15 protein-coding genes are annotated in these 19,318 nt (G+C 73.2%); 8 read left to right on the top strand and 7 right to left on the bottom strand.

Annotated features, from left to right (window positions below):
- Positions 1-10 precede the first annotated feature (10 nt).
- The 3 genes from ccrA to OTB19_RS01585 all read right to left on the bottom strand — a co-directional run bounded on the left by ccrA (position 11) and on the right by OTB19_RS01585 (position 4,570).
- Positions 11-1,348, bottom strand: coding sequence for a crotonyl-CoA carboxylase/reductase (ccrA, locus tag OTB19_RS01575; protein WP_053681712.1), 1,338 nt, complete (start codon positions 1,346-1,348; stop codon positions 11-13).
- 398 nt (positions 1,349-1,746) lie between these two features.
- Positions 1,747-2,580 (bottom strand): TetR family transcriptional regulator, encoded by an 834-nt coding sequence (locus OTB19_RS01580; RefSeq protein ID WP_267796089.1) that lies wholly within the window; start codon positions 2,578-2,580, stop codon positions 1,747-1,749.
- A gap of 187 nt (positions 2,581-2,767) precedes the next feature.
- The gene (locus OTB19_RS01585) at positions 2,768-4,570 is read right to left on the bottom strand and encodes a 3-hydroxyacyl-CoA dehydrogenase family protein (RefSeq protein WP_267796090.1); all 1,803 of its coding nucleotides are present in this window, start codon (positions 4,568-4,570) and stop codon (positions 2,768-2,770) included.
- Between the two features lie 376 nt (positions 4,571-4,946).
- On the opposite strand from OTB19_RS01585, the gene OTB19_RS01590 reads away from it, so the two are divergent.
- A complete protein-coding gene (locus OTB19_RS01590) occupies positions 4,947-5,543 on the top strand; it encodes a HEAT repeat domain-containing protein (RefSeq protein ID WP_267796091.1) in 597 nt (198 codons plus the stop codon).
- A 4-nt stretch (positions 5,544-5,547) separates the two neighbouring features.
- On the opposite strand, the gene OTB19_RS01595 is transcribed toward OTB19_RS01590, so the two are convergent.
- Positions 5,548-7,101: an alpha/beta hydrolase gene (locus OTB19_RS01595; RefSeq protein WP_267796130.1), complete on the bottom strand. Its 1,554-nt coding sequence runs from the start codon at positions 7,099-7,101 to the stop codon at positions 5,548-5,550.
- 142 nt (positions 7,102-7,243) lie between these two features.
- Positions 7,244-8,296, bottom strand: a complete 1,053-nt coding sequence (locus OTB19_RS01600; RefSeq protein ID WP_267796092.1) for an Rv2578c family radical SAM protein — start codon at positions 8,294-8,296, stop codon at positions 7,244-7,246.
- Between the two features lie 192 nt (positions 8,297-8,488).
- On the opposite strand from OTB19_RS01600, the gene OTB19_RS01605 reads away from it, so the two are divergent.
- The 7 genes from OTB19_RS01605 to OTB19_RS01635 all read left to right on the top strand — a co-directional run bounded on the left by OTB19_RS01605 (position 8,489) and on the right by OTB19_RS01635 (position 16,910).
- Entirely contained in the window at positions 8,489-8,932 is a 444-nt protein-coding gene (locus tag OTB19_RS01605) for an SRPBCC family protein (protein WP_267796093.1), read from the top strand.
- Between the two features lie 197 nt (positions 8,933-9,129).
- Positions 9,130-9,963, top strand: coding sequence for a M55 family metallopeptidase (locus OTB19_RS01610; RefSeq protein WP_267796094.1), 834 nt, complete (start codon positions 9,130-9,132; stop codon positions 9,961-9,963).
- 1 nt (position 9,964) lies between these two features.
- The gene (locus OTB19_RS01615; protein WP_267796131.1) at positions 9,965-11,311 is read left to right on the top strand and encodes a M20/M25/M40 family metallo-hydrolase; all 1,347 of its coding nucleotides are present in this window, start codon (positions 9,965-9,967) and stop codon (positions 11,309-11,311) included.
- Between the two features lie 13 nt (positions 11,312-11,324).
- Entirely contained in the window at positions 11,325-13,316 is a 1,992-nt protein-coding gene (locus tag OTB19_RS01620; protein WP_267796095.1) for a prolyl oligopeptidase family serine peptidase, read from the top strand.
- A gap of 35 nt (positions 13,317-13,351) precedes the next feature.
- Entirely contained in the window at positions 13,352-13,927 is a 576-nt protein-coding gene (locus OTB19_RS01625) for a GNAT family N-acetyltransferase (RefSeq protein ID WP_267796096.1), read from the top strand.
- 4 nt (positions 13,928-13,931) lie between these two features.
- Positions 13,932-14,831, top strand: coding sequence for an arginase family protein (locus tag OTB19_RS01630; protein ID WP_267796097.1), 900 nt, complete (start codon positions 13,932-13,934; stop codon positions 14,829-14,831).
- A gap of 102 nt (positions 14,832-14,933) precedes the next feature.
- Positions 14,934-16,910 carry a DUF5107 domain-containing protein gene (locus tag OTB19_RS01635; protein WP_267796098.1) on the top strand — a complete coding sequence of 659 codons (1,977 nt, stop codon included), beginning with the start codon at positions 14,934-14,936 and terminating at the stop codon, positions 16,908-16,910.
- Here the strand turns inward: OTB19_RS01635 and OTB19_RS01640 are convergent.
- Both OTB19_RS01640 and OTB19_RS01645 read right to left on the bottom strand, forming a co-directional pair.
- Complete coding sequence (locus OTB19_RS01640) at positions 16,846-18,162, bottom strand: serine hydrolase domain-containing protein (protein ID WP_267796099.1); 1,317 nt, start codon at positions 18,160-18,162, stop codon at positions 16,846-16,848. The genes OTB19_RS01635 and OTB19_RS01640 overlap by 65 nt on opposite strands.
- Before the next feature lie 132 nt (positions 18,163-18,294).
- Positions 18,295-19,116 carry a methyltransferase domain-containing protein gene (locus tag OTB19_RS01645; protein WP_267796100.1) on the bottom strand — a complete coding sequence of 274 codons (822 nt, stop codon included), beginning with the start codon at positions 19,114-19,116 and terminating at the stop codon, positions 18,295-18,297.
- Positions 19,117-19,318: the final 202 nt, after the last annotated feature.

Raw genomic sequence — 19,318 nt, forward strand, 5'->3', positions numbered from 1 at the left:
TTGAACGGTCTCAGACGTTACGGAAGCGGTTGATCGCGTCGAGGTGCGTCGCGCGCAGCTCGTGGTCGCGGACGCCCAGGCCTTCCTCGGGGGCGAGCGCGAGGACGCCGACCTTGCCCTGGTGGAGGTTGCGGTGGACGTCGTAGGCGGCCTGGCCGGTCTCCTCCAGGGAGTAGACCTTCGAGAGGGTGGGGTGGATCTTGCCCTTCGAGATCAGGCGGTTGGCCTCCCACGCCTCGCGGTAGTTCGCGAAGTGCGAGCCGATGATGCGCTTGAGCGACATCCACAGGTAGCGGTTGTCGTACTCGTGCATGTAGCCCGAGGTCGAGGCGCAGGTGGTGATGGTGCCGCCCTTGCGGGTGACGTAGACGCTCGCGCCGAAGGTCTCGCGGCCGGGGTGCTCGAAGACGATGTCGATGTCCTCGCCGCCGGTCAGCTCGCGGATGCGCTTGCCGAAGCGCTTCCACTCCTTGGGGTCCTGGGTGTGCTCGTCCTTCCAGAACTTGTAGCCCTCGGCGTTGCGGTCGATGATCGCGGTCGCGCCCATCGACCGGCAGATGTCCGCCTTCTGGTCGCTGGAGACGACGCAGATCGGGTTGGCCCCGCCGGCCAGCGCGAACTGGGTGGCGTAGGAGCCGAGGCCGCCGCTGGCGCCCCAGATCAGGACGTTGTCGCCCTGCTTCATGCCGGCGCCGTTGCGCGAGACCAGCTGGCGGTAGGCGGTGGAGTTGACCAGGCCCGGGGAGGCGGCCTCCTCCCAGCTGAGGTGGTCGGGCTTGGGCATCAGCTGGTTGGACTTGACCAGGGCGATCTCCGCCAGGCCGCCGAAGTTGGTCTCGAAGCCCCAGATGCGCTGCTCGGGGTCGAGCATCGTGTCGTTGTGGCCGTCGGAGGACTCCAGCTCCACCGAAAGGCAGTGGGCGACGACCTCGTCGCCGGGCTGCCAGGAGTTCACGCCGGGACCGGTGCGCAGGACGACGCCCGCGAGGTCGGAGCCGATGACGTGGTACGGCAGGTCGTGGCGCTTGCTGAGGTCCGACAGGCGCCCGTAGCGCTCCAGGAAGCTGAAGGTGGACACCGGCTCGAAGATCGAGGTCCACACGGAGTTGTAGTTGACCGAGGAGGCCATGACGGCGACCAGGGCCTCGCCCGGGCCGAGCTCCGGGACCGGGACGTTGTCCAGGTGCAGGGACTTGCGGGGGTCCTTCTCACGGGTCGTGAGCCCCTCGAACATCCCCGCCTCGTCCTTGTGCACGGTGATCGCGCGGTACGAGTCGGGGAGCGGCAGGGCCGCGAAGTCGGCGGGCGTGGCGGCCTGCGACTGGATGGCTTCCAGAATGTCCTTCACGGTGTTGCCTCCGGCGAGCGCTGATGAGGGTGCGCTGAGGGGTACGCGGGTGCGCGGAACGGGTGTGGTGTGTGCCGTCGGTTCGGCGAAGCGGTGGTGCTGCGACGCCCGTGGTGAGGCGTGCTGGTGCCTGGTGACGCAGGCATCCGGGGCGCGGTTCGTGCCGAGTGGGCGTGGACCGCGGGGACATCCGGACGAGATTCAACGTATGGCACCCCGTGTCACTCAGCAAGGCACCGCGTGCCAAAACTTTCTCTCATTTGCCATTTGACCTGCGCAGATGAGCGATGATCGATCAGTGTTACCCGCGAGTAGGGACAACCCGGACAAACGCAAATGGCCGCCCCCGGAACGGGAGCGGCCACTGTGACGCGGGTAACCCGCGTGAACGACGTGCGCTACTGCTGCTTGCTGTCCTGCTTGTTCCGGAGGGCCTCTTCGATGGTCCGCATGACCTCGTCGAGCGGGGCGTCCGTGCGGGCCACCGCCACCAGCACCTCGCCCTGCGCGCGGACGGCCGCCGCCGGCGCGGCGGGCGGGCCCGCCGCGGTGCGGCCGGCGCCGATCCCCGACCCGAAGGTCTTGCGCACGATCGAGAAGGCGTGGTCCAGCTGCGCCTCCACGTCCCCCTGCCCGCCCGCCCGCAGCCAACGCCGCAGCACGTGGTTGTGGGCCGTGACGACCGCCGAGGCGGCCACCTCCGCCAGCAGCGGATCGTCGTTGCCGTCGTGGTGGTCCTGCTCGTCGAAGTGGGCGAGCAGATAGCGCGTGAACAGCCGCTCGTACCGGGCCACCGAGGCGATCTCCCGCTCCCGCAGCGCCGGCACCTCGCGGGTGAGCCGGTAGCGCTCCACCGACACCGCCGGCGAGGCGGCGTACATCTTCATGACTTCCTTGATCCCGCGGCACACCGTGTCGAGCGGGTGCTCGTGCGCCGGGGCCACGTCCAGCACGGCCTCGGCGCGGGTCAGGGTGTCGTCGTGGTCCGGGAAGATCGCCTCTTCCTTGGAGCGGAAGTGCCGGAAGAAGGTCCGGCGCGCCACCCCGGCGGTCGCGGCGATCTCGTCGACCGTCGTGGCCTCGTACCCCTTGGTGGCGAACAGCTCCATGGCGGCCGCGGCCAGCTCGCGGCGCATCTTGAGCCGCTGCGCGGCCGCCTTGGTGCCGGGCGCGCTCTCCGGGGCGTCGGAGGTCGCGGCGGCACGGGGCGAGGTCTTGGCGGGCTGGGACATAGAGCGAAAGTACTTCATTTGCGCAGCGGGGCGCGCCTGAGGGGGGTGGGACGGGGAGGGATGCGGGGGAGGGCCCGCACTGCGCACACAGTGCTCGTCGGGAGGGCTCGCCTGCCGTGAGGGTCCGGCAGGCCCGAGCAGCCCTCCCCACGCATCCGGCTCTGGTGTCCGCCGGTCCGCGCTCGGCTTACCGGCGGGCGTACTCACGGAAACCGCGGCCGGTCTTCCGGCCCAGGCAGCCCGCCGCCACCAGGTGCTCCAGCAGTGGGGACGGAGCCAGGCCCGGGTCGCGGAACTCCTTGTGCAGGACCTTCTCAATGGCCAGCGACACGTCCAGGCCGACCACGTCGAGGAGTTCGAAGGGCCCCATCGGGTAGCCGCCGCCCAGCTTCATCGCGGCGTCGATGTCGTCCAGGCTCGCGTAGTGCTGCTCGACCATCTTGATCGCGTTGTTCAGGTACGGGAACAGCAGCGCGTTCACGATGAACCCGGCCCGGTCCCCGCAGTCCACCGGGTGCTTGCGCACCTTCGCGCAGACCTCGCGGACCGTGGCGTGCACGTCGTCGGCCGTCAGGACGGTCCGGACCACCTCGACCAGCTTCATCGCGGGAGCCGGGTTGAAGAAGTGCATGCCGATCACGTCCTGCGGACGCGAGGTCGCCCGCGCCACCGCGATCACCGGGAGCGAGGAGGTGGTGGTCGCCAGGACCGCGCCCGGCTTGCAGACCTTGTCCAGGCCGGCGAACAGCTCCTGCTTGACGGCCAGGTCCTCCGCGACGGCCTCCACGGCCAGGTCCACCTCGGCGAAGGCGTCCAGCGAACCCGCCGGCGTGATCCGCTCCATGGTCTCGGCGGCCGCCGCCTCGGTCAGCCTGCCCTTGGACACCGCACGGCCCAGGGACTTGCCGATCGCGGCCTTGGCGGCCACCGCCTTCTCCTGGCTGCGGGCGGCCAGCACGACCGCGTACCCGGCCTGCGCGAAGACCTGCGCGATGCCGCTCGCCATCGTCCCCGAACCGGCCACGCCGACCGAGGAGACCGGACGGCCCGAGCCGAGCAGGGAACCGTCCAGCGGGGTCTGGAGGTCACGGACGACGACCTGGCTGCCCGGCGCCTCGTACGTGTAGAACCCGCGCCCGGACTTCTGCCCGGTCAGGCCGGCCTCGGCCAGCTGGCCGAGGATCGGGGCCGGGGCGTGCAGCCGGTCGCCGGAGGAGGCGTACATGGCCTCCAGGACGGTCCGGGCCGTGTCCACGCCGATCAGGTCGAGGAGGGCCAGCGGACCCATGGGCAGGCCGCAGCCGAGCCGCATCGCCGCGTCGATGTCCTCGCGGGAGGCGTACTTCGACTCGTACATCGCGGCGGCCTGGTTGAGGTAGCCGAAGAGCAGGCCGTCGGCCACGAAACCGGGCCGGTCGCCGACCGCGACGGGCTGCTTGCCGAGGTCGCGGGCCAGCTCGGTGACGGCCTCGACGGCGGTCGGGGAGGTGAGCACGCACGAGACCACCTCGACGAGCTTCATCGCCGGCGCCGGGTTGAAGAAGTGCAGGCCCAGGACCCGCTCGGGGCGCTGGGACTCGGCCGCCATCCGGGTCACCGACAGGGCGTTGGTGCCGGTGGCCAGGATCGTGTCCGGGCGGACGATCGCGTCGAGTTCGCGGAAGAGTCGCTGCTTGAGCGCGTAGTCCTCCGGGACCACCTCGATCACCAGGTCGGCGTCGGCGGCGGCGCTCAACTCGGTGAAGGTGCGGAAGCGGGCGAGCACGCCGTCGCGCTCCGCCTCGGTCAGCCGCTCCTTGGCGACGGAGCGGGCCGTGGCGGCCGACAGGGCGGCGCCGGCCCGACGGGTGGCGGCGTCGCTGATGTCGATGCCGATGACCTCGCGGCCGGCCCGGGCGAGGATCTCGGCGATGCCGGTGCCCATGGTGCCGAGGCCGACGACGGCGATGGTCTGCAGGGTGGACTGACTGGACGTGGACGGAAGGTCCATCGCGGGACTCCAGTGGAAGAGGGTGACGACTGAGGGAAGGCGCGCGGCCGCACGGCACGCGAACCGGAATTTCCGCACGAGATGCCCAAAGCGGGGGCGTGGAGCGGCGGACCCTGTCCCGGGGATCACGCCGATCACGAACATGCGGTACCTGGGGTACCTGGGTACTGAACCGACTGGTACGGGGTGGCTGCGTCACCAGGCCTGCCCCGTACGTGTTGAAGCGAGAGTAACTCGCCGGTAACTGGTGCGCCAGAGCGCGGAGATGTGACCTGTAACGCCCAAATGTACCGATCATCGATCATCGATCATCAGGGGCGCGCACATCTCGGCGAACCCGACGTGGCGGCGGCCCCGTCGCCCTAGGGTTGGCCGGGTGAACGACGTGCTGGAGCGCCTGCGGACCGAGTCGGGGCAGTCGGCGGACTACGAGGAGCTGCTCGCGGCGGACCCCGACGCGCTGGCTGCCTCCCTGACCCACGCCGGCCTGCCGCTGTGGGCCCGCGAACTGGCCGCCTACCGGCTGGGGCTGGCCGGCGACCGACGGGCCTTCGAGTCACTGGTGCTGCTCCTCAACCACCGGGACCCGCCGCGCTGCGAGGCCGCCGCGCAGGCGCTGGCCGTCCTCGGGGACCCGCGCACGGCCAGGGCGGCGGCCGCCCTGGCGACGAACGAACTCCGCACCGCCTACGCCCTCCACCCGGTCCGACTGTTGGCGGCGCTGCGGGCCCCCGAGTCGGCGCCGGCGCTGATCCGCACGCTGTCCCGGCTCCTCTCGCCCCACGACCCGTACTGGCGCGTCGCCCTGGCGTGCGTGGAGGGCCTCGGCGCCCTCGCCGACCCCCGCGCCCGCGAGGTCCTCACCCGCGCCCAGTCCCACCCCCGCCTGGCGGTGGCCGCGACGGAGGCGCTGCGTCGACTGGAACCGGCGGACCGCGACCCGGCGGACCCGGACCCGCGGCCGGCAGACTAGGCGCTCAGCCGCGGAAGCCCAGCAGGCCGTGCAGGGTCGCCCCGCCCGCCGAGGGCGGGACCGCGCGCGTCACGGCGGCCGGCGTCGGTGCGGGCTGCGCGGGGCAGTTGGCGTCGGCGGCCTTGCCGGTGCGCAGGTACGCGGACAGCTTCTCGTCCAGGCACTTGTTGCCGCTCAGGGCGATCCCGTGGTTGCCGCCGCCCTGCTCGACCACCAGGGCCGCGCCCTTGAGCTTGCCCTTCATGCTGACCGCGCCCTCGTACGGGGTCGCCGCGTCCTCCGTCGCCTGGAACAGCAGGGCCTGGGGAAGCTCGGTGTTGGTCACGTCCGGGGCCTGCAGGGGTTCCGTCGGCCAGAACGCGCAGGGGGCGTTGTACCAGGCGTTGTTCCAGGTCATGAAGGGCGCCTTGGCGTGCGTGCGCCACATGTCGGCGCGCCACTGGTTCCAGTTCCGCGGCCAGGCCGAGTCCCGGCACTGCACCGCGGTGTAGACGCTGTAGCTGTTGCCCGCCGAGGGCTCCACCGCGCCGAACCGTTCGTACGCCGACACCAGCGGCTTGGGGTCCTTGTCCACCGCGTACGCGGAGAAGGCCTCGGCGAGGTGCGGCCAGTAGCCGTTGTAGTAGCCGCCCGGCATGAAGGTGTCCTCCAGTTCGGAGGGACCCACCTTGCCGCCCGCCGGCGCCGTGCGCAGCGCGTCGCGCATCTCGTACCAGCGTGCCTCGATCCGGGCCGGGTCGGTGCCGAGCCGGTACTTCTCGTCGTACCGGGCCACCCAGGCGAGGAAGGCCTTGTGGCGGGCGTCGAAGGCCTGGTCCTGGGCGAGGTTGTCCTCGTACCAGACGCCGGCCGGGTCCACGACGGAGTCCAGCACCAGCCGGTCCACCCGGTCCGGGTGCAGTCGGGCGTACACGGCGCCCAGGTAGGTCCCGTAGGAGTACCCGAAGTAGCTGAGCTTCGGTGCGCCGAGCGCCGTGCGCAGCACCTCCAGGTCGCGGGCGGCCGAGACGGTGCCGATGTACGGGAGCACGTCCGCGTGCCTGGTCTGGCAGGACTCGGCGAAGGCCTTGACCCGCTCCAGGTTGGCCTGCTCGGTCGCCCGGTCCAGGGGCACGGAGTCGGGACGCACAGGGGTGAAGTGCCCGCCGCCGCAGTCCAGGGCGGGCTCGCTCCGGCCCACGCCGCGCGGGTCGAAGCCGATCACGTCGAACGAGCCGGCCACGTCCTTGGGCAGCGCGGAGGCGATGTACCCGGCGAGGGCGCGCCCGCTGCCGCCGGGGCCGCCGGGGTTGACCAACAGGGGCCCCCGGGACGTCGCGGAGGTGTGCGGGACGCGGGTCAGCGCGAGGGCGATCTGTCGGCCGGCGGGCCGGTCGTGGTCGAGCGGGACCTTGAGGGAGGCGCATTGGAGCGTGGGATGACGGGGCGTCTTGCAGTCGGTCCAGCGCAGGGCCGGGGCCGTCGGGGCCGTGGCGGCCGCCGGGGCGGCGGTGACCGGGCTCGCGAGGGCGGCGGCCACGGTGGAGATCGACAGCAGGACGGCGGCGCGCTTCTTCATCGGGCCGCGCTTGGTCACGGGGTGCAGCATGGGGCCTCCCAGCCGAGGGTTCTGGGCGGAATCGTCCCGGAAACCAAGGCCGGAATGCGGGATTGGGCTGCCGATTGGTCCGATGTGATGAGCCTTCAGGGGCCGTCCGGGATCACAGGAGGGTGAGCTGGGTCGGACCGGCGTGCGCCGGCTCGGCCGGCCGTTCGGGCGTCGGGATCCGGCGGGACCCGCCCCTGCGGGAGGGGCCGATGCCGTACTCCGCCGCGAGTTCGTGGACGTGCCGGGTGATCCGGCGCTGGTACCAGGTGGGCGCGTACGACCCGCCCGCGTACAGCCGCTCGTAGCGGGGCACCAGCCGCGGGTGGTGCGTCCCCAGCCAGGCCGTGAACCACTCGCGGGCGCCCGGCCGCAGATGGAGCACGAGCGGTGTGACGGAGGTGGCGCCCGCCTCGGCGACGGCCCGGACGGTGTCGCGCAGTTGCTCCGGGGAGTCCCCGAGGAAGGGGATGACCGGGGCCATCAGCACCCCGCACTCGATGCCGGCGTCCGCGAGGGTCCGTACGACGTTCAGCCGGGCGGCGGGGGAGGGGGTGCCGGGTTCGACGGTGCGCCACAGCGCGGTGTCGGTGAATCCGACGGAGACGGAGATCCCGACCTCGGTGACCTCGGCGGCCGCGCGCAGCAGCGGCAGGTCGCGCAGGATCAGGGTCCCCTTGGTGAGGACGGAGAAGGGGTTGGCGTGCTCCCCCAGGGCCTCGATGATGCCCGGCATCAGTCGATAGCGGCCCTCGGCCCGTTGGTAGCAGTCGACGTTGGTGCCCATGGCGATGTGGGCGCCGGTCCAGCGGCGCGAGCCGAGTTCGCGGCGCAGCAGTTCGGGGGCGTTGGTCTTGACGACGATCTGCGAGTCGAAGCCGATGCCGGTGTCGAGGTCGAGGTAGCCGTGGGTCTTGCGCGCGAAGCAGTACACGCAGGCGTGGCTGCAGCCCCGGTAGGGGTTGACCGTCCATTCGAACGGCATGCGCGAGGCCCCCGGCACCCGGTTCACGATCGAGCGGGCGCGGACCTCGTGGAAGGTGATCCCGCGGAACTCGGGGGTGTCGAAGGTGCGGGTGACGACCGAGTCCGCCCCGAAGAGCGCGGCGGGTCCGGTGCCCGGGCGGTCCTCGGTCCCGGTGTCCTCGGTCAGATGGTTCCAGCGCATGGTGCGCCTCCCTTGGTGGCTCGGACCGAGAATAGAACAAACGTTCCCATGATCGTGCGGGCGGAATCCGGCCGACGGGCGGGACCGTGCCACCCGCCCCGGTCCACGTCCCGTCCGCCCCGGATTTGGGCCCCCGCCCCGGAGGTGGTTGTCTAGCCGCGACGAGCGGACACAACTGCTGGAGGAACAGCTATGGCGCAGGTCGAGGCCACCACGGAGCGGATCATCGCGGCCGACGCGGAGACCGTGTTCGACGCGCTGGCGGACTACTCGGTGACCCGGGGCAAGCTGCTCCCCGAGCACTACAGCGAGTACGAGGTGCGCGAGGGCGGCGACGGCGAGGGCACCCTGGTCCACTGGAAGCTCCAGGCGACCAGCAAGCGGGTGCGCGACTGCCTGCTGGAGGTCACCGAGCCCACCGACGGTCAGCTCGTGGAGAAGGACCGCAACTCCTCCATGGTCACCACCTGGACGGTGACCCCGGCCGGCGAGGGCAGCGCCAAGGTGGTCGTCGGCACCGTCTGGAACGGCGCGGGCGGCATCGGCGGCTTCTTCGAGCGCACCTTCGCCCCCAAGGGCCTCGCGCGCATCCACGACACCCTGCTCGCCAACCTGGCCGGCGAAGTCGAGGGCTGAGCAAGGCCGTTGCCCGCCGTCGGTGTCGGGCGGCTCACCGGTTCGGGTGGATTTCCGTCCGGGGGGTGAGCCGCCGGAACCCGGGGCGGGAGAGGCCCGGGCGGCGTGGGTCAGGCAGGATCCGCAGGAGACGGCCTAGGGTGAAGGATCCGCGGCCCGGCCCACCGGGGACGCGGCCCGACCCACCGGGGGACCCGATGAAGATCCTCGTCTCCGCCGACATGGAGGGCGCCACCGGCGTCACCTGGCCCGCCGACGTGCTGCCCGGCACCCCCCAGTGGGAGCGCTGCCGGTCGATGTTCACCTCCGACGTGAACGCCGCCGTGCTCGGTTTCTACGACGGCGGCGCCGACCGGGTCCTCGTCAACGAGGCCCACTGGACCATGCGGAACCTCCTCCTGGAGAAGCTCGACGCCCGCGCCGAGATGCTCACCGGCCGGCACAAGTCGCTCTCCATGGTCGAGGGGGTCCAGCACGGCGACGTGGACGGCATCGCCTTCGTCGGCTACCACACCGGGGCCGGCACGGAGGGCGTCCTCGCCCACACCTACCTCGCGAACTCGATCACCGGGGTCTGGGTCAACGGGGTGCGCGCCAGCGAGGGGCTGCTCAACGCCCACGTCGTCGCCGAGTACGGAGTCCCGGTCATCCTCGTCACCGGCGACGACCTGACCTGTGTCGACGCCGCCGGCTACGCCCCGGACGCGGTGACCGTCGCCGTCAAGGACCACGTCTCGCGGTACGCGGCCGTCTGCCGCACGCCGGCCCGCACGGCCGCCGACATCCGGGCCGCCGCGACGGAGGCCGTCGCCCTCGCGGTCCGCCACGAGCCCGTGGTGGGCGGCCCGTTCACGGTGGAACTGGAGTTCGACGCCGAGCACCTGGGCCTGGCCGCCACCGTGGTACCCGGGGTCGAACGTTCGGGCGAGCGCAGGGTCGCGTACACCAACGAGACGATGTACGAGGGGATCCGGACCTTCAAGGCGGTCACGACGGTCGTCTCGGCGGCTGTGGAGGAGCAGTATGGCTGACATGCACGCAACGGAGACCCGCCCCCGTGAAGCCGTGGACCCCACGGCGCTCGACGAGGTGGTCGACTACACCTCCGGCCTCATCCGCATCGACACCACCAATCGCGGCGGTGGCGACTGCCGCGAGCGGCCGGCCGCCGAGTACGTCGCCGAACGGCTCGCCGGCGCGGGCCTGGAACCGGTCCTGCTCGAACGCACCCCGGGCCGCACCAACGTCGTGGCCCGGATCGAGGGCAGCGACCCCGGCGCCGACGCCCTCCTGGTCCACGGCCACCTCGACGTGGTGCCCGCCGAGGCCGCCGACTGGACCGTGCACCCCTTCTCCGGCGAGATCCGCGACGGCGTCGTCTGGGGCCGCGGCGCCGTCGACATGAAGAACATGGACGCGATGGTGCTGTCCGTCGTACGGGCCTGGGCGCGGGCGGGCGTGAAGCCGCGCCGCGACATCGTGATCGCGTACACCGCCGACGAGGAGGACAGCGCGATCGACGGATCGGGCTTCCTCGCCGACCACCACCCGGAGCTCTTCGAGGGCTGTACGGAGGGGCTGAGCGAGTCCGGCGCCTTCACCGTCCACCCCGCCCCCGGCCGGTCCCTCTACCCGATCGCCGCCGGCGAGCGGGGCACCGCGTGGCTGAAGCTGACCGCGCACGGCACCGCCGGGCACGGCTCCAAGCCCAACCGGGCCAATGCCGTCAGCCGGCTCGCCGCCGCCGTCACCAGGATCGGCGAGTACGAGTGGCCGGTACGCCTCACCGACACCGTGACCGCCTGCATCACCGAACTCGCCGCCCTGGAAGGCCTGTCGGTGGACCCGCGCGGCGAGGACCTCGACCTGACGGAGCTGCTCGCCGCGCTCGGCCCGGCCGCCGCCCTCGTGCAGGCCACCGTGCGACAGAGCGCCAACCCGACCATGCTCAGCGCCGGTTACAAGCTGAACGTGATCCCGGGCCAGGCCACCGCCTACGTGGACGGCCGCACCCTCCCCGGCGGGGAGGCCGAGTTCATCGCCACCCTCGACGCGCTCACCGGCCCCGACGTGCACTGGGAGTTCCACCACCGCGAGGTGGCGCTCGAAGCCCCCGTGGGCGGAAGGACGTTCGGGATCCTGCGCGAGGCCGTCGAGCACTTCGACCCCGAAGGACACGTGGTCCCGTTCTGCATGGCGGGCGGCACCGACGCCAAGCAGTTCTCCCGGCTCGGCATCACCGGCTACGGCTACTCCCCGCTCAAGCTGCCGCCCGGCTTCGACTACTGGTCCCTCTTCCACGGCGTGGACGAACGGGTCCCGGTCGACGCCCTGCACTTCGGCGTCCGCGTCCTCGACCGCGCCCTGCGCGCGCTGTGACGGGGACCCGGTGATGGCGCCCCTCACCCCGTCCCGGCCCTACGGCGGCTGGCCCTCGCCCATCGACGCCGCGCTCGCCGCCGCACTCGACGGGCGGCCCGAGTACGTGGGCACCATCGGCCCCGAGGTGTGGTGGACCGAGCCGAGGCCGGAGGAGGAGGGCCGCCGGACCCTCGTCCGGCGCCCCGCCGACGGCCGGCCCGAACGGTCCGTGCTGCCCGCGCCCTGGAACGTCCGCAGCAGGGTCACCGAGTACGGGGGACGCCCCTGGGCCGGCGTCGAACGGGATTCCGGCGGACCGCTGTTGGTCTTCGTCCACTTCGCCGACCAGAGGTTGTACGCGTACGAACCGGACGCGCCCGGCGCCCCGGCCCCCCGACCGCTCACCCCCGTGGGCACGGTCGGCGGCGGGCTGCGCTGGGCCGACCCGGTGCTGCGCGGCGACGAGGTCTGGTGCGTGCTGGAGGAGTTCACCGGACCCGCGCCGACCGACGTGCGGCGCGTCCTGGCCGCCGTACCCCTGGACGGCTCGGCCGCCGAGGACCGCGACGCCGTGCGCGAACTCACCGACGACCGGCACCGGTTCACCACCGGCCCCCGACTCTCCCCGGACGGGCGCACCGTGGCCCGACTCGTCTGGGACCACCCCCGGATGCCCTGGGACGGGACGGAGCTGCTGCTCGCCGAGGTCACCGGCGACGGTGCGATCGGCGCCCCCCGCACCGTGCTCGGCGGACCCGACGAGGCCGTGGCCCAGGTGGAGTGGGCCGCCGACGGGACGCTCCTCGCGGTGAGCGACCGGGGCGGCTGGTGGAACCCGTACCGGGTCGACCCGCACAGCGGCGAGGCCGTCAACCTGTGCCCCCGCGAAGAGGAGTTCGGCGGGCCGCTGTGGAAACCGGGACTGAGCTGGCTGGCCCCGCTCCCGGACGGGCTCGTCGCCGTCCTGCACGGCCAGGGCTCCTCGGTGCTCGGCGTACTCGACCCCGAGAGCGGCGACCTGGTGGACGCCGCCGGACCCTGGACGGCCTGGCAACCCACCCTGGCCGTCAGCGACTCCCGGGTCTTCGGGGTCGCCGCCAGCCCGCGCAGCGGCTACGAGGTCGTGGAACTCGACACCGCGACCGGCCACGCCCGGGTCATCGGCGCCCGGGCGGCCGACCCCGTCGACCCGTCCTACTACCCCGAGCCGCAGAGCCGGACCTTCACCGGCCCGGACGACCGCGAGATCCACGCCCACGTCTACCCGCCGCACCACCCGGACCGGCCGGCCCCCGCCGACGAACTGCCCCCGTACGTGGTGTGGGTGCACGGCGGTCCCACCGACCACGTACCGCCCGTACTGGACCTGCACATCGCCTACTTCACCTCGCGCGGCATCGGCGTCGTCGAGGTCAACTACGGCGGCTCCACCGGCTACGGCCGCGCCTACCGGGAGCGGCTGCGCGAGCAGTGGGGCGTGGTGGACGTGGAGGACTGCGCGGCCGTGGCCCGCGCCCTGGCCGCCGAGGGCACCGCCGACCCGGACCGGCTCGCGATCCGCGGCGGCAGCGCCGGCGGCTGGACCGCCGCGGCCTCCCTGGCCGCCACCGACCTGTACGCCTGCGCGGCGATCATCTACCCCGTGCTGGACCTGCGCGGCTTCGCGGCCGAGACGCACGACCTGGAATCCCGCTACATCGACGGCCTCGCCGGGCCGCCGGCAACCCTCGACCTGCTCAACCGCGAACGCTCCCCGGTGGCCCGCGCCGACCGGATCACCGCGCCCTTCGTCCTGCTCCAGGGCCTCGACGACCCGATCTGCCCGCCGGCCCAGGCCGAACGGCTCCTCGCCGCCCTGCGGGGTCGGGCCGTGCCGCACGCCTACGTGACCTTCGAGGGCGAGGGCCACGGCTTCCGCCGCGCGGACACCATGGTCCGCGCCCTGGAAGCGGAGCTGTCGCTCTACGCGCAGGTGTTCGGGATCGAGCGGACGGACGTGCCGCGGCTGCCACTGGAGCCGTGAGGGACCCGCCGCGGTCGCTCCTCTAGCCTGGACCGATGTCTCAAGTCACCTACCTCGACGAGGGGAACAGGGTCGGGATCAGGCCCTTCCGGCCGGCCGACGGGCCCGAGTTCGTCACCCGCGTCCACGAGAGCCGCGCACTGCACCACCCCTGGATGTTCCCGCCCGACACCATCGAGGCGTACGAACCCTGGGCGGCCCGCCTCGGCGACGGCGACAGCCGGGTCGGATTCCTCGTCTGCGAGCGCGCAGGCGGGGCCATCGCCGGATTCGTCAACGTCAACAACATCGTCCGCGGGGGCTTCCAGTGCGGAGCCCTCGGCTACGCCGCCTTCGCCCACGCCGCCGGCCGGGGACTCCTCGGCGAGGCCCTCGACCTGGTGATCCGACACGCCTTCGCACCCGCCGGCCAGGGCCTCGCACTGCACCGCCTGGAGGCGAACGTCCAGCCCGGCAACGCCGCCTCCCTCGCCCTCGTGCGCGGCCGCGGCTTCCGCATGGAGGGCCTCTCCCCGGACTTCCTGCACATCGACGGGGCCTGGCGCGATCACGAGCGCTGGGCCCTGACCGCCGAAATGTCTGGTCCCGGGGGTACGCGTCGCCCAGGATGAGGGCATGCGAACCATCGTGTTGCTCGACGCCCCCTCCAACCTGGGCCTGCGCCCGCCCGCGCCCGGCACCGTACCCGGGGTCTACAAGCTGGCGGGAGCCCTGCGCGAACAGGGGCTCCTCGCCCGGCTCGGCGCGCGCGAGGGCGGGGTCGTCGTCCCGCCGCGCTACGACCGGGGCGACTGGAAGGAGGGCGACGGGGTCTTCCACGCCGACGCCCTCGCCCGCTACACCCTCGCCCTCGCCGACCGCATCGAGGCGCACCTGCGGGACGGGGAGTTCCCCGTCGTGCTCGGCGGGGACTGCTCGATCCAACTCGGCGCCGCACTGGCCATGCGGCGCCTCGGCCGCTACGGACTGGCCGCCGTCGACGGCTCCGCGGACTTCCGCCACCCCGGGAACACCGCGGTCAACGGGCCCGTCGGCGCCGCCGGCGGCGAGGAGCTGGCCCTGTCCACCGGACGCGGCCAGGCCGACCTCGCCGACCTCGAAGGGCTCCGCCCGTACCTGCGCGACGAGGACGTGCGCCTCTTCGGCGTCCGCGATGGCGACGAGGACCTCCCGGAGCTGCGCGCCGCCGGGATCCAGGTCGCCACCGTCGGGGAGATCCGCGAACGCGGCGCCGGCCCCGTCGCCCGGGACGCCCTGGAGGGACTCCACCCGCCGGACACGGCCGGCTTCTGGGTGCACCTCGACGCCGACGTCCTGGACCCCAGCGTGATGCCGGCCGTCGACAGCCCCGACCCGGGCGGACTGATTCCCGACGAACTCGCCGAACTGCTCGGGGTGTTGGCCCGATCGCCGCGCTGCGTCGGCCTCAACGTCACGATCTACGACCCGGACCTGGACCCCGACGGGCGCGCGGGGGCCCTGCTCGCCGACCTGGTGGCGGGAGCGTTCGCCTGACACCGATCGCGTCACCCGCAGGCCAGGGCTTTGCGTAATCCTGACCGGTGGTGATCCGCGGAACCCCTGTGCACCGACCCCCGTGGCGTGTTCCATTCCTTCATGGCCACCACCGTCCGACGCGCCGTACTGACCCTCCCCGGAGCCCCGTTGGGCCCCGAGAACCCACTGCCCGCCCTGCGCGCGCCCGACGGGGTGCACGAACTGGACGAGCGGTCGCGCCGGGGACTGCCCCGCGACATGGCACGGCAGATCGGCTACGAGCCGCTGCGCTCGCTGCTTCCCGTCCGGATCCGCGACGGCTACGGACGGGAGCGGGCGCAACGCGAGTACGAGGCGATCGTCATCGAGAACGCGCACCTGCGCGTCACCGTGCTGCCCGGGCTCGGCGGCCGGATCCACTCCCTCGTCCACCTGCCGACGGGACGCGAACTCCTCTACCGCAACCCGGTGTTCCAACCCGCCAACTTCGCCCTCAACGGCGCCTGGTTCTCCGGTGGCGTCGAATGGAACATCGGCGCCACCGGGCACGGCGCCCTCGCCTGCGCCCCGCTGCACGCCGCGCTCGTCCCCGGGCCCGACGGCGCCGCGATGCTGCGGCTGTGGGAATGGGAACGGCTGCGCGAGACCCCGTTCCAGGTGGACCTGTGGCTGCCCGAGGACTCGGAGTTCCTGTACGTCGGCGTCCGCGTGCGCAACCCGCACGAGCGACCCGCGCCCCTCTACTGGTGGTCCAACATCGCCGTCCCCGAGGACGCCGGCACCCGTGTCCTCGCCCCGGCGGACGAGGCCTGGCACTTCGGGTACGAACGCGAGCTGCGCCGTGTCCCCGTACCGGAGTGGGAGGGCGTCGACCGCACGTACCCGCTGCGCGGCACGTACCCGGCCGACTACTTCTACGAGGTCCAGGACACGGACCGCCCCTGGATCGCCTCGCTCGACGCCGACGGGCGCGGGCTCGTCCAGAGTTCGACCGGACGGTTGCGCGGACGCAAGCTCTTCACGTGGGGCGCGGGCACCGGCGGCCGGCGCTGGCAGGAGTGGCTGACGGAACCGGGCACGGTCGGCTACGCCGAGATCCAGGCCGGCCTGGCCCGCACCCAACTCGAACACGTACGCCTCGACGCCGGCGCGGAGTTCAGCTGGCTGGAGGCGTACGGAGCCCTGTCGGCGGACGCCTCGACGGTGCACGGCAACGACTGGGACGCCGCCCGCGCCGCGGCCGGTACGGCCCTGGAGACGGCGCTGCCCCGGCAGCGGCTGGACGCGGCGTACGAGGCGTGGCGGGGCTGCGCCGACACCGAACCGGGCGAGCGGCTCGCGACGGGCTCCGGCTGGGGCGCACTGGAGGTGCTGCGCTCGGGCTTCAAGCTGCCCGGCACCCCCTTCGAGGAATCGACCCTCGGGGAGGAGCAGGCCCCCTGGCTGGAGTTGTGGCGCTCCGGGGCGTTCCCCCGGCCCAAACGGGCCGCCCCGCCCGGCCCCAGTCTGGTCGCCCCGCACTGGCGGGACATGCTGGAGACCGCGCCTGCCGACCCGCTGACCGAGTACCACCTGGGCGTGGCCCAGTGGCATGCCGGTGACATCGCCCAGGCCGTGCGCAGTTGGGAGCGCGGGCTCGCGCCGGCGCCGTCGCGGTGGCCGCTGCTGAGGTGCCTGGCGGAGGCCGACGCGCTGGCCGGCCACCTCGACCGGGCTGCCGACCGCTACACGGAGGCGTTCGCGAGCCTGGCCGACGAGAGCGGAGGAGACGCCGGTTGGCCGGCCGCCGAGTCCGCGCTCGGGCGGGAGGCGATGACCGCCCTGCTGGCGGCCGGCCAACCGGCCCGGGCCCGCGCGGTGTGGGACCGACTGCGGCCGGCGCAGCGCGAGGAGGGCCGCTTCCGGCTCCTCGCGGCGCGGCTCCTCGCGGCGGAGGGCCATGTGGCCGCGGCCCGCCGCGTCTTCGAGGAGGGCCTCGAACTGGCCGACCTCCGGGAAGGGGAGGAGACCCTGACCGAGGTGTGGGCCACGCTCACCGACCGCCCGCTGCCACCCGCGTACGACTTCCGCATGCGCCCGCCGAAACCGTCCCCGTGAACCGCCGGTCGCGCGCGGAGACGGTGCGGGCGGCGAGGGAAGAGCCGGCCTGGGCCGCAGGCTGCGCGGGCGGGGCCGGCCGGCAGAGCGCGGTGGACAGGACGCGGCCGATGGCCTCGTCCGCGCCCCTGGTCTTGGTGAGGTCGACGTTCACCGCGAGGGTGATCCGCCGCCGTCCGTCGGCCGAGGCGAAGCTGAAGGTGTTGTAGCCGGGCACGCTGCCGCTGTGTCCCCGGACCGGCCCTTGGGCCGTGCCGCAGACGGTGGTGTTCGCCTCCAGGCCGAGGCCGTACGAGCGTCCGGCGCGATCGGTGGCCCGCACGTCCCGCATCTCGCCCAGCAGTCGGGGCGGAAGCAACCGGCCTTCGGACAAGGCCTGTTGGAAGCGGTTGAGGTCGGCCGTGGTGGAGATCACGTTGCCCGGTCCCCAGAAGGCGCCGGCACTGAACCCGGTCAGGTCGGTGGGGGCGGCGCCGGGGCCGTCGAGCCACTCGTAGCCGTTCAGGTGCCGCCCGGGCAGGTCCGGGCCGGACGGCACCAGGGTGTCGGTCAGACGCAGCGGGCGCACGATGCGCCGCTCGATCTCCCGTCCGAGCGGGTGGCCGCCGGCGCGCTCGATGAGCAGGCCCAGGACGACGTAGTTGGTGTTGGAGTACTGCCAATGGCCCGGGGCGCCCGGATCGAACGCCCACGGCTCCCGCAGGGCCATCGCGACCAGCTCGTGCGGCGTGTACGCGCTGTGCTGGAGGGCTCTGATCGGGTCGGGCTGTCGTCGCAGCACGTCCGTGTAGTTCGGTATGCCGCTGGTGTGGCCCAACAGTTGGCGCACCGTGACCTGGGCGCCGTCGGCCCCGGCGGGGATCAGCCCGGGAAGGTGGCGGCCGATGGGGTCGTCCAGTCGTATCCGGCCTTCCGCGACCAGTTGCAGGACCACCGTGGCGACGAAGGTCTTGGTGACACTGCCCGCCCGGAACCGGTCGTCCGCCCGCGCCGGCCGGCCCGACAGGTCGGCGACACCGCTCGCCCCGCGCCACACGCGTCCGTCCTGGCGCACCTCGGCCACCGCACCGGGTACCCCCTGGGCGATCACCGCGTCCAAGGCGCGGCGTAAGGCCGCACCGTCGAGGTCGCCGGCGGCCGCGGCGGCCGGACCCGGGGCGGGGTCGGTGGGCGCGGCCACGGCCGGCGCGATGACAGAGCCGACCAGGCCCAGGGCGAGAAGGAGAGCGGCGGTGGTGGTGAGGCGGCGCATGAGCGGGGACTGCCCTTCGTCGGTTGCGGGTGAGGTGCCGCCTCAACGTAGGCCGACAGTGGGGGAGTCGACCTCGTGATCAGGGAGGAGGCCGCCGCGCCCCTCCCTTACGGGTCATGCCCGACCGGCGCGTCAGGCGCGGGCCAGGATCTCGCCGTGCAGGACGGAGAACCAGGCGTCGGGCGCGGCGCCCCACGCGTGCCAGGCCTCCGCGATCCCGGACAGTTCGGCCGGTGTCGCGTGGCCGCCGTCCGCGGCGATCGACGCGTACGCCGAGGCCGTCGTACGGTCCGCCCACAGGGAGGACCACCACGCGACCTCCTCCGGGGTGGCGTAACACCACGCGCCGGCCGAGGCCGCCACCTCGGTGAAGCCGGCCTCCCGCGCCCATGACAGCAGGCGCCGCCCGGCGTCCGGTTCGCCGCCGTTCACCCGCGCGACCGCTCGGTACAGGCTCAGCCACTCGTCCAGGCCCGGCGTCCGCGGGAACCAGGTCATCGCCGCGTAGTCGGCGTCCCGGGCCGCGACGATGCCGCCCGGCCGGCACACCCGCCGCATCTCGCCCAGGGCGCGCACCGGGTCACCGACGTGCTGGAGCACCTGGTGGGCGTGGACCACGTCGAAGGAGTCGTCGGGGAAGTCCAGCGCGTGGACGTCCGCCGTGGCGAACTCGACCGATCCGGCCAGTCCGCGCTCCGCGACGTGGGCCCGGGCCTGGTCCAGCACGTCCGGCGCCGCGTCGACGGCCGTCACCCGCCCGCCGGGGGACACCAGGGCCGCCAGGTCCGCCGTGATGGTGCCCGGACCGCACCCCACGTCCAGGACCGACAGCCCCGGTCGCAGCTCGCCGATCAGGTAGGCCGCCGAGTTCTCGGCGGTGCGCCAACGGTGCGACCGCAGCACCGACTCGTGGTGGCCGTGCGTGTAGACGGCGGTCTCCTTCATGGCGTTCATGGCGGTGACTCCTCCTCGTCGAGTGCGTCTCTGGGAAGCGCTGTGATCACCGTAGCCGTTCGCTCGGCATCTGAGATGTGCGTCTCGGCATGTGGACATGCCTCCTGTGGGGCAAGGGAATCGTCGGGCAGGGGGGCGTCCCGGCCAGGGAGTCCGGTGCGCGGGCGGGGGTGTGGCCGCGGGTGCGACCCCGGTGTGGGGG

Source organism: Streptomyces sp. H27-H5 (assembly GCF_026627505.1).
In the GTDB taxonomy this organism is placed as follows: Bacteria; Actinomycetota; Actinomycetes; order Streptomycetales; family Streptomycetaceae; genus Streptomyces.

Coding starts and splice junctions, on each gene's coding strand:
- OTB19_RS01580 (WP_267796089.1), bottom strand. CDS start 2,580: ATGTCCCAGCCCGCCAAGACCTCGCCCCGTGCCGCCGCGACCTCCGAC.
- OTB19_RS01625 (WP_267796096.1), top strand. CDS start 13,352: ATGTCTCAAGTCACCTACCTCGACGAGGGGAACAGGGTCGGGATCAGG.
- OTB19_RS01645 (WP_267796100.1), bottom strand. CDS start 19,116: ATGAACGCCATGAAGGAGACCGCCGTCTACACGCACGGCCACCACGAG.
- OTB19_RS01610 (WP_267796094.1), top strand. CDS start 9,130: ATGAAGATCCTCGTCTCCGCCGACATGGAGGGCGCCACCGGCGTCACC.
- OTB19_RS01630 (WP_267796097.1), top strand. CDS start 13,932: ATGCGAACCATCGTGTTGCTCGACGCCCCCTCCAACCTGGGCCTGCGC.
- OTB19_RS01605 (WP_267796093.1), top strand. CDS start 8,489: ATGGCGCAGGTCGAGGCCACCACGGAGCGGATCATCGCGGCCGACGCG.
- OTB19_RS01620 (WP_267796095.1), top strand. CDS start 11,325: ATGGCGCCCCTCACCCCGTCCCGGCCCTACGGCGGCTGGCCCTCGCCC.
- OTB19_RS01585 (WP_267796090.1), bottom strand. CDS start 4,570: ATGGACCTTCCGTCCACGTCCAGTCAGTCCACCCTGCAGACCATCGCC.
- OTB19_RS01640 (WP_267796099.1), bottom strand. CDS start 18,162: ATGCGCCGCCTCACCACCACCGCCGCTCTCCTTCTCGCCCTGGGCCTG.
- OTB19_RS01595 (WP_267796130.1), bottom strand. CDS start 7,101: ATGAAGAAGCGCGCCGCCGTCCTGCTGTCGATCTCCACCGTGGCCGCC.
- OTB19_RS01635 (WP_267796098.1), top strand. CDS start 14,934: ATGGCCACCACCGTCCGACGCGCCGTACTGACCCTCCCCGGAGCCCCG.
- OTB19_RS01600 (WP_267796092.1), bottom strand. CDS start 8,296: ATGCGCTGGAACCATCTGACCGAGGACACCGGGACCGAGGACCGCCCG.
- OTB19_RS01615 (WP_267796131.1), top strand. CDS start 9,965: ATGCACGCAACGGAGACCCGCCCCCGTGAAGCCGTGGACCCCACGGCG.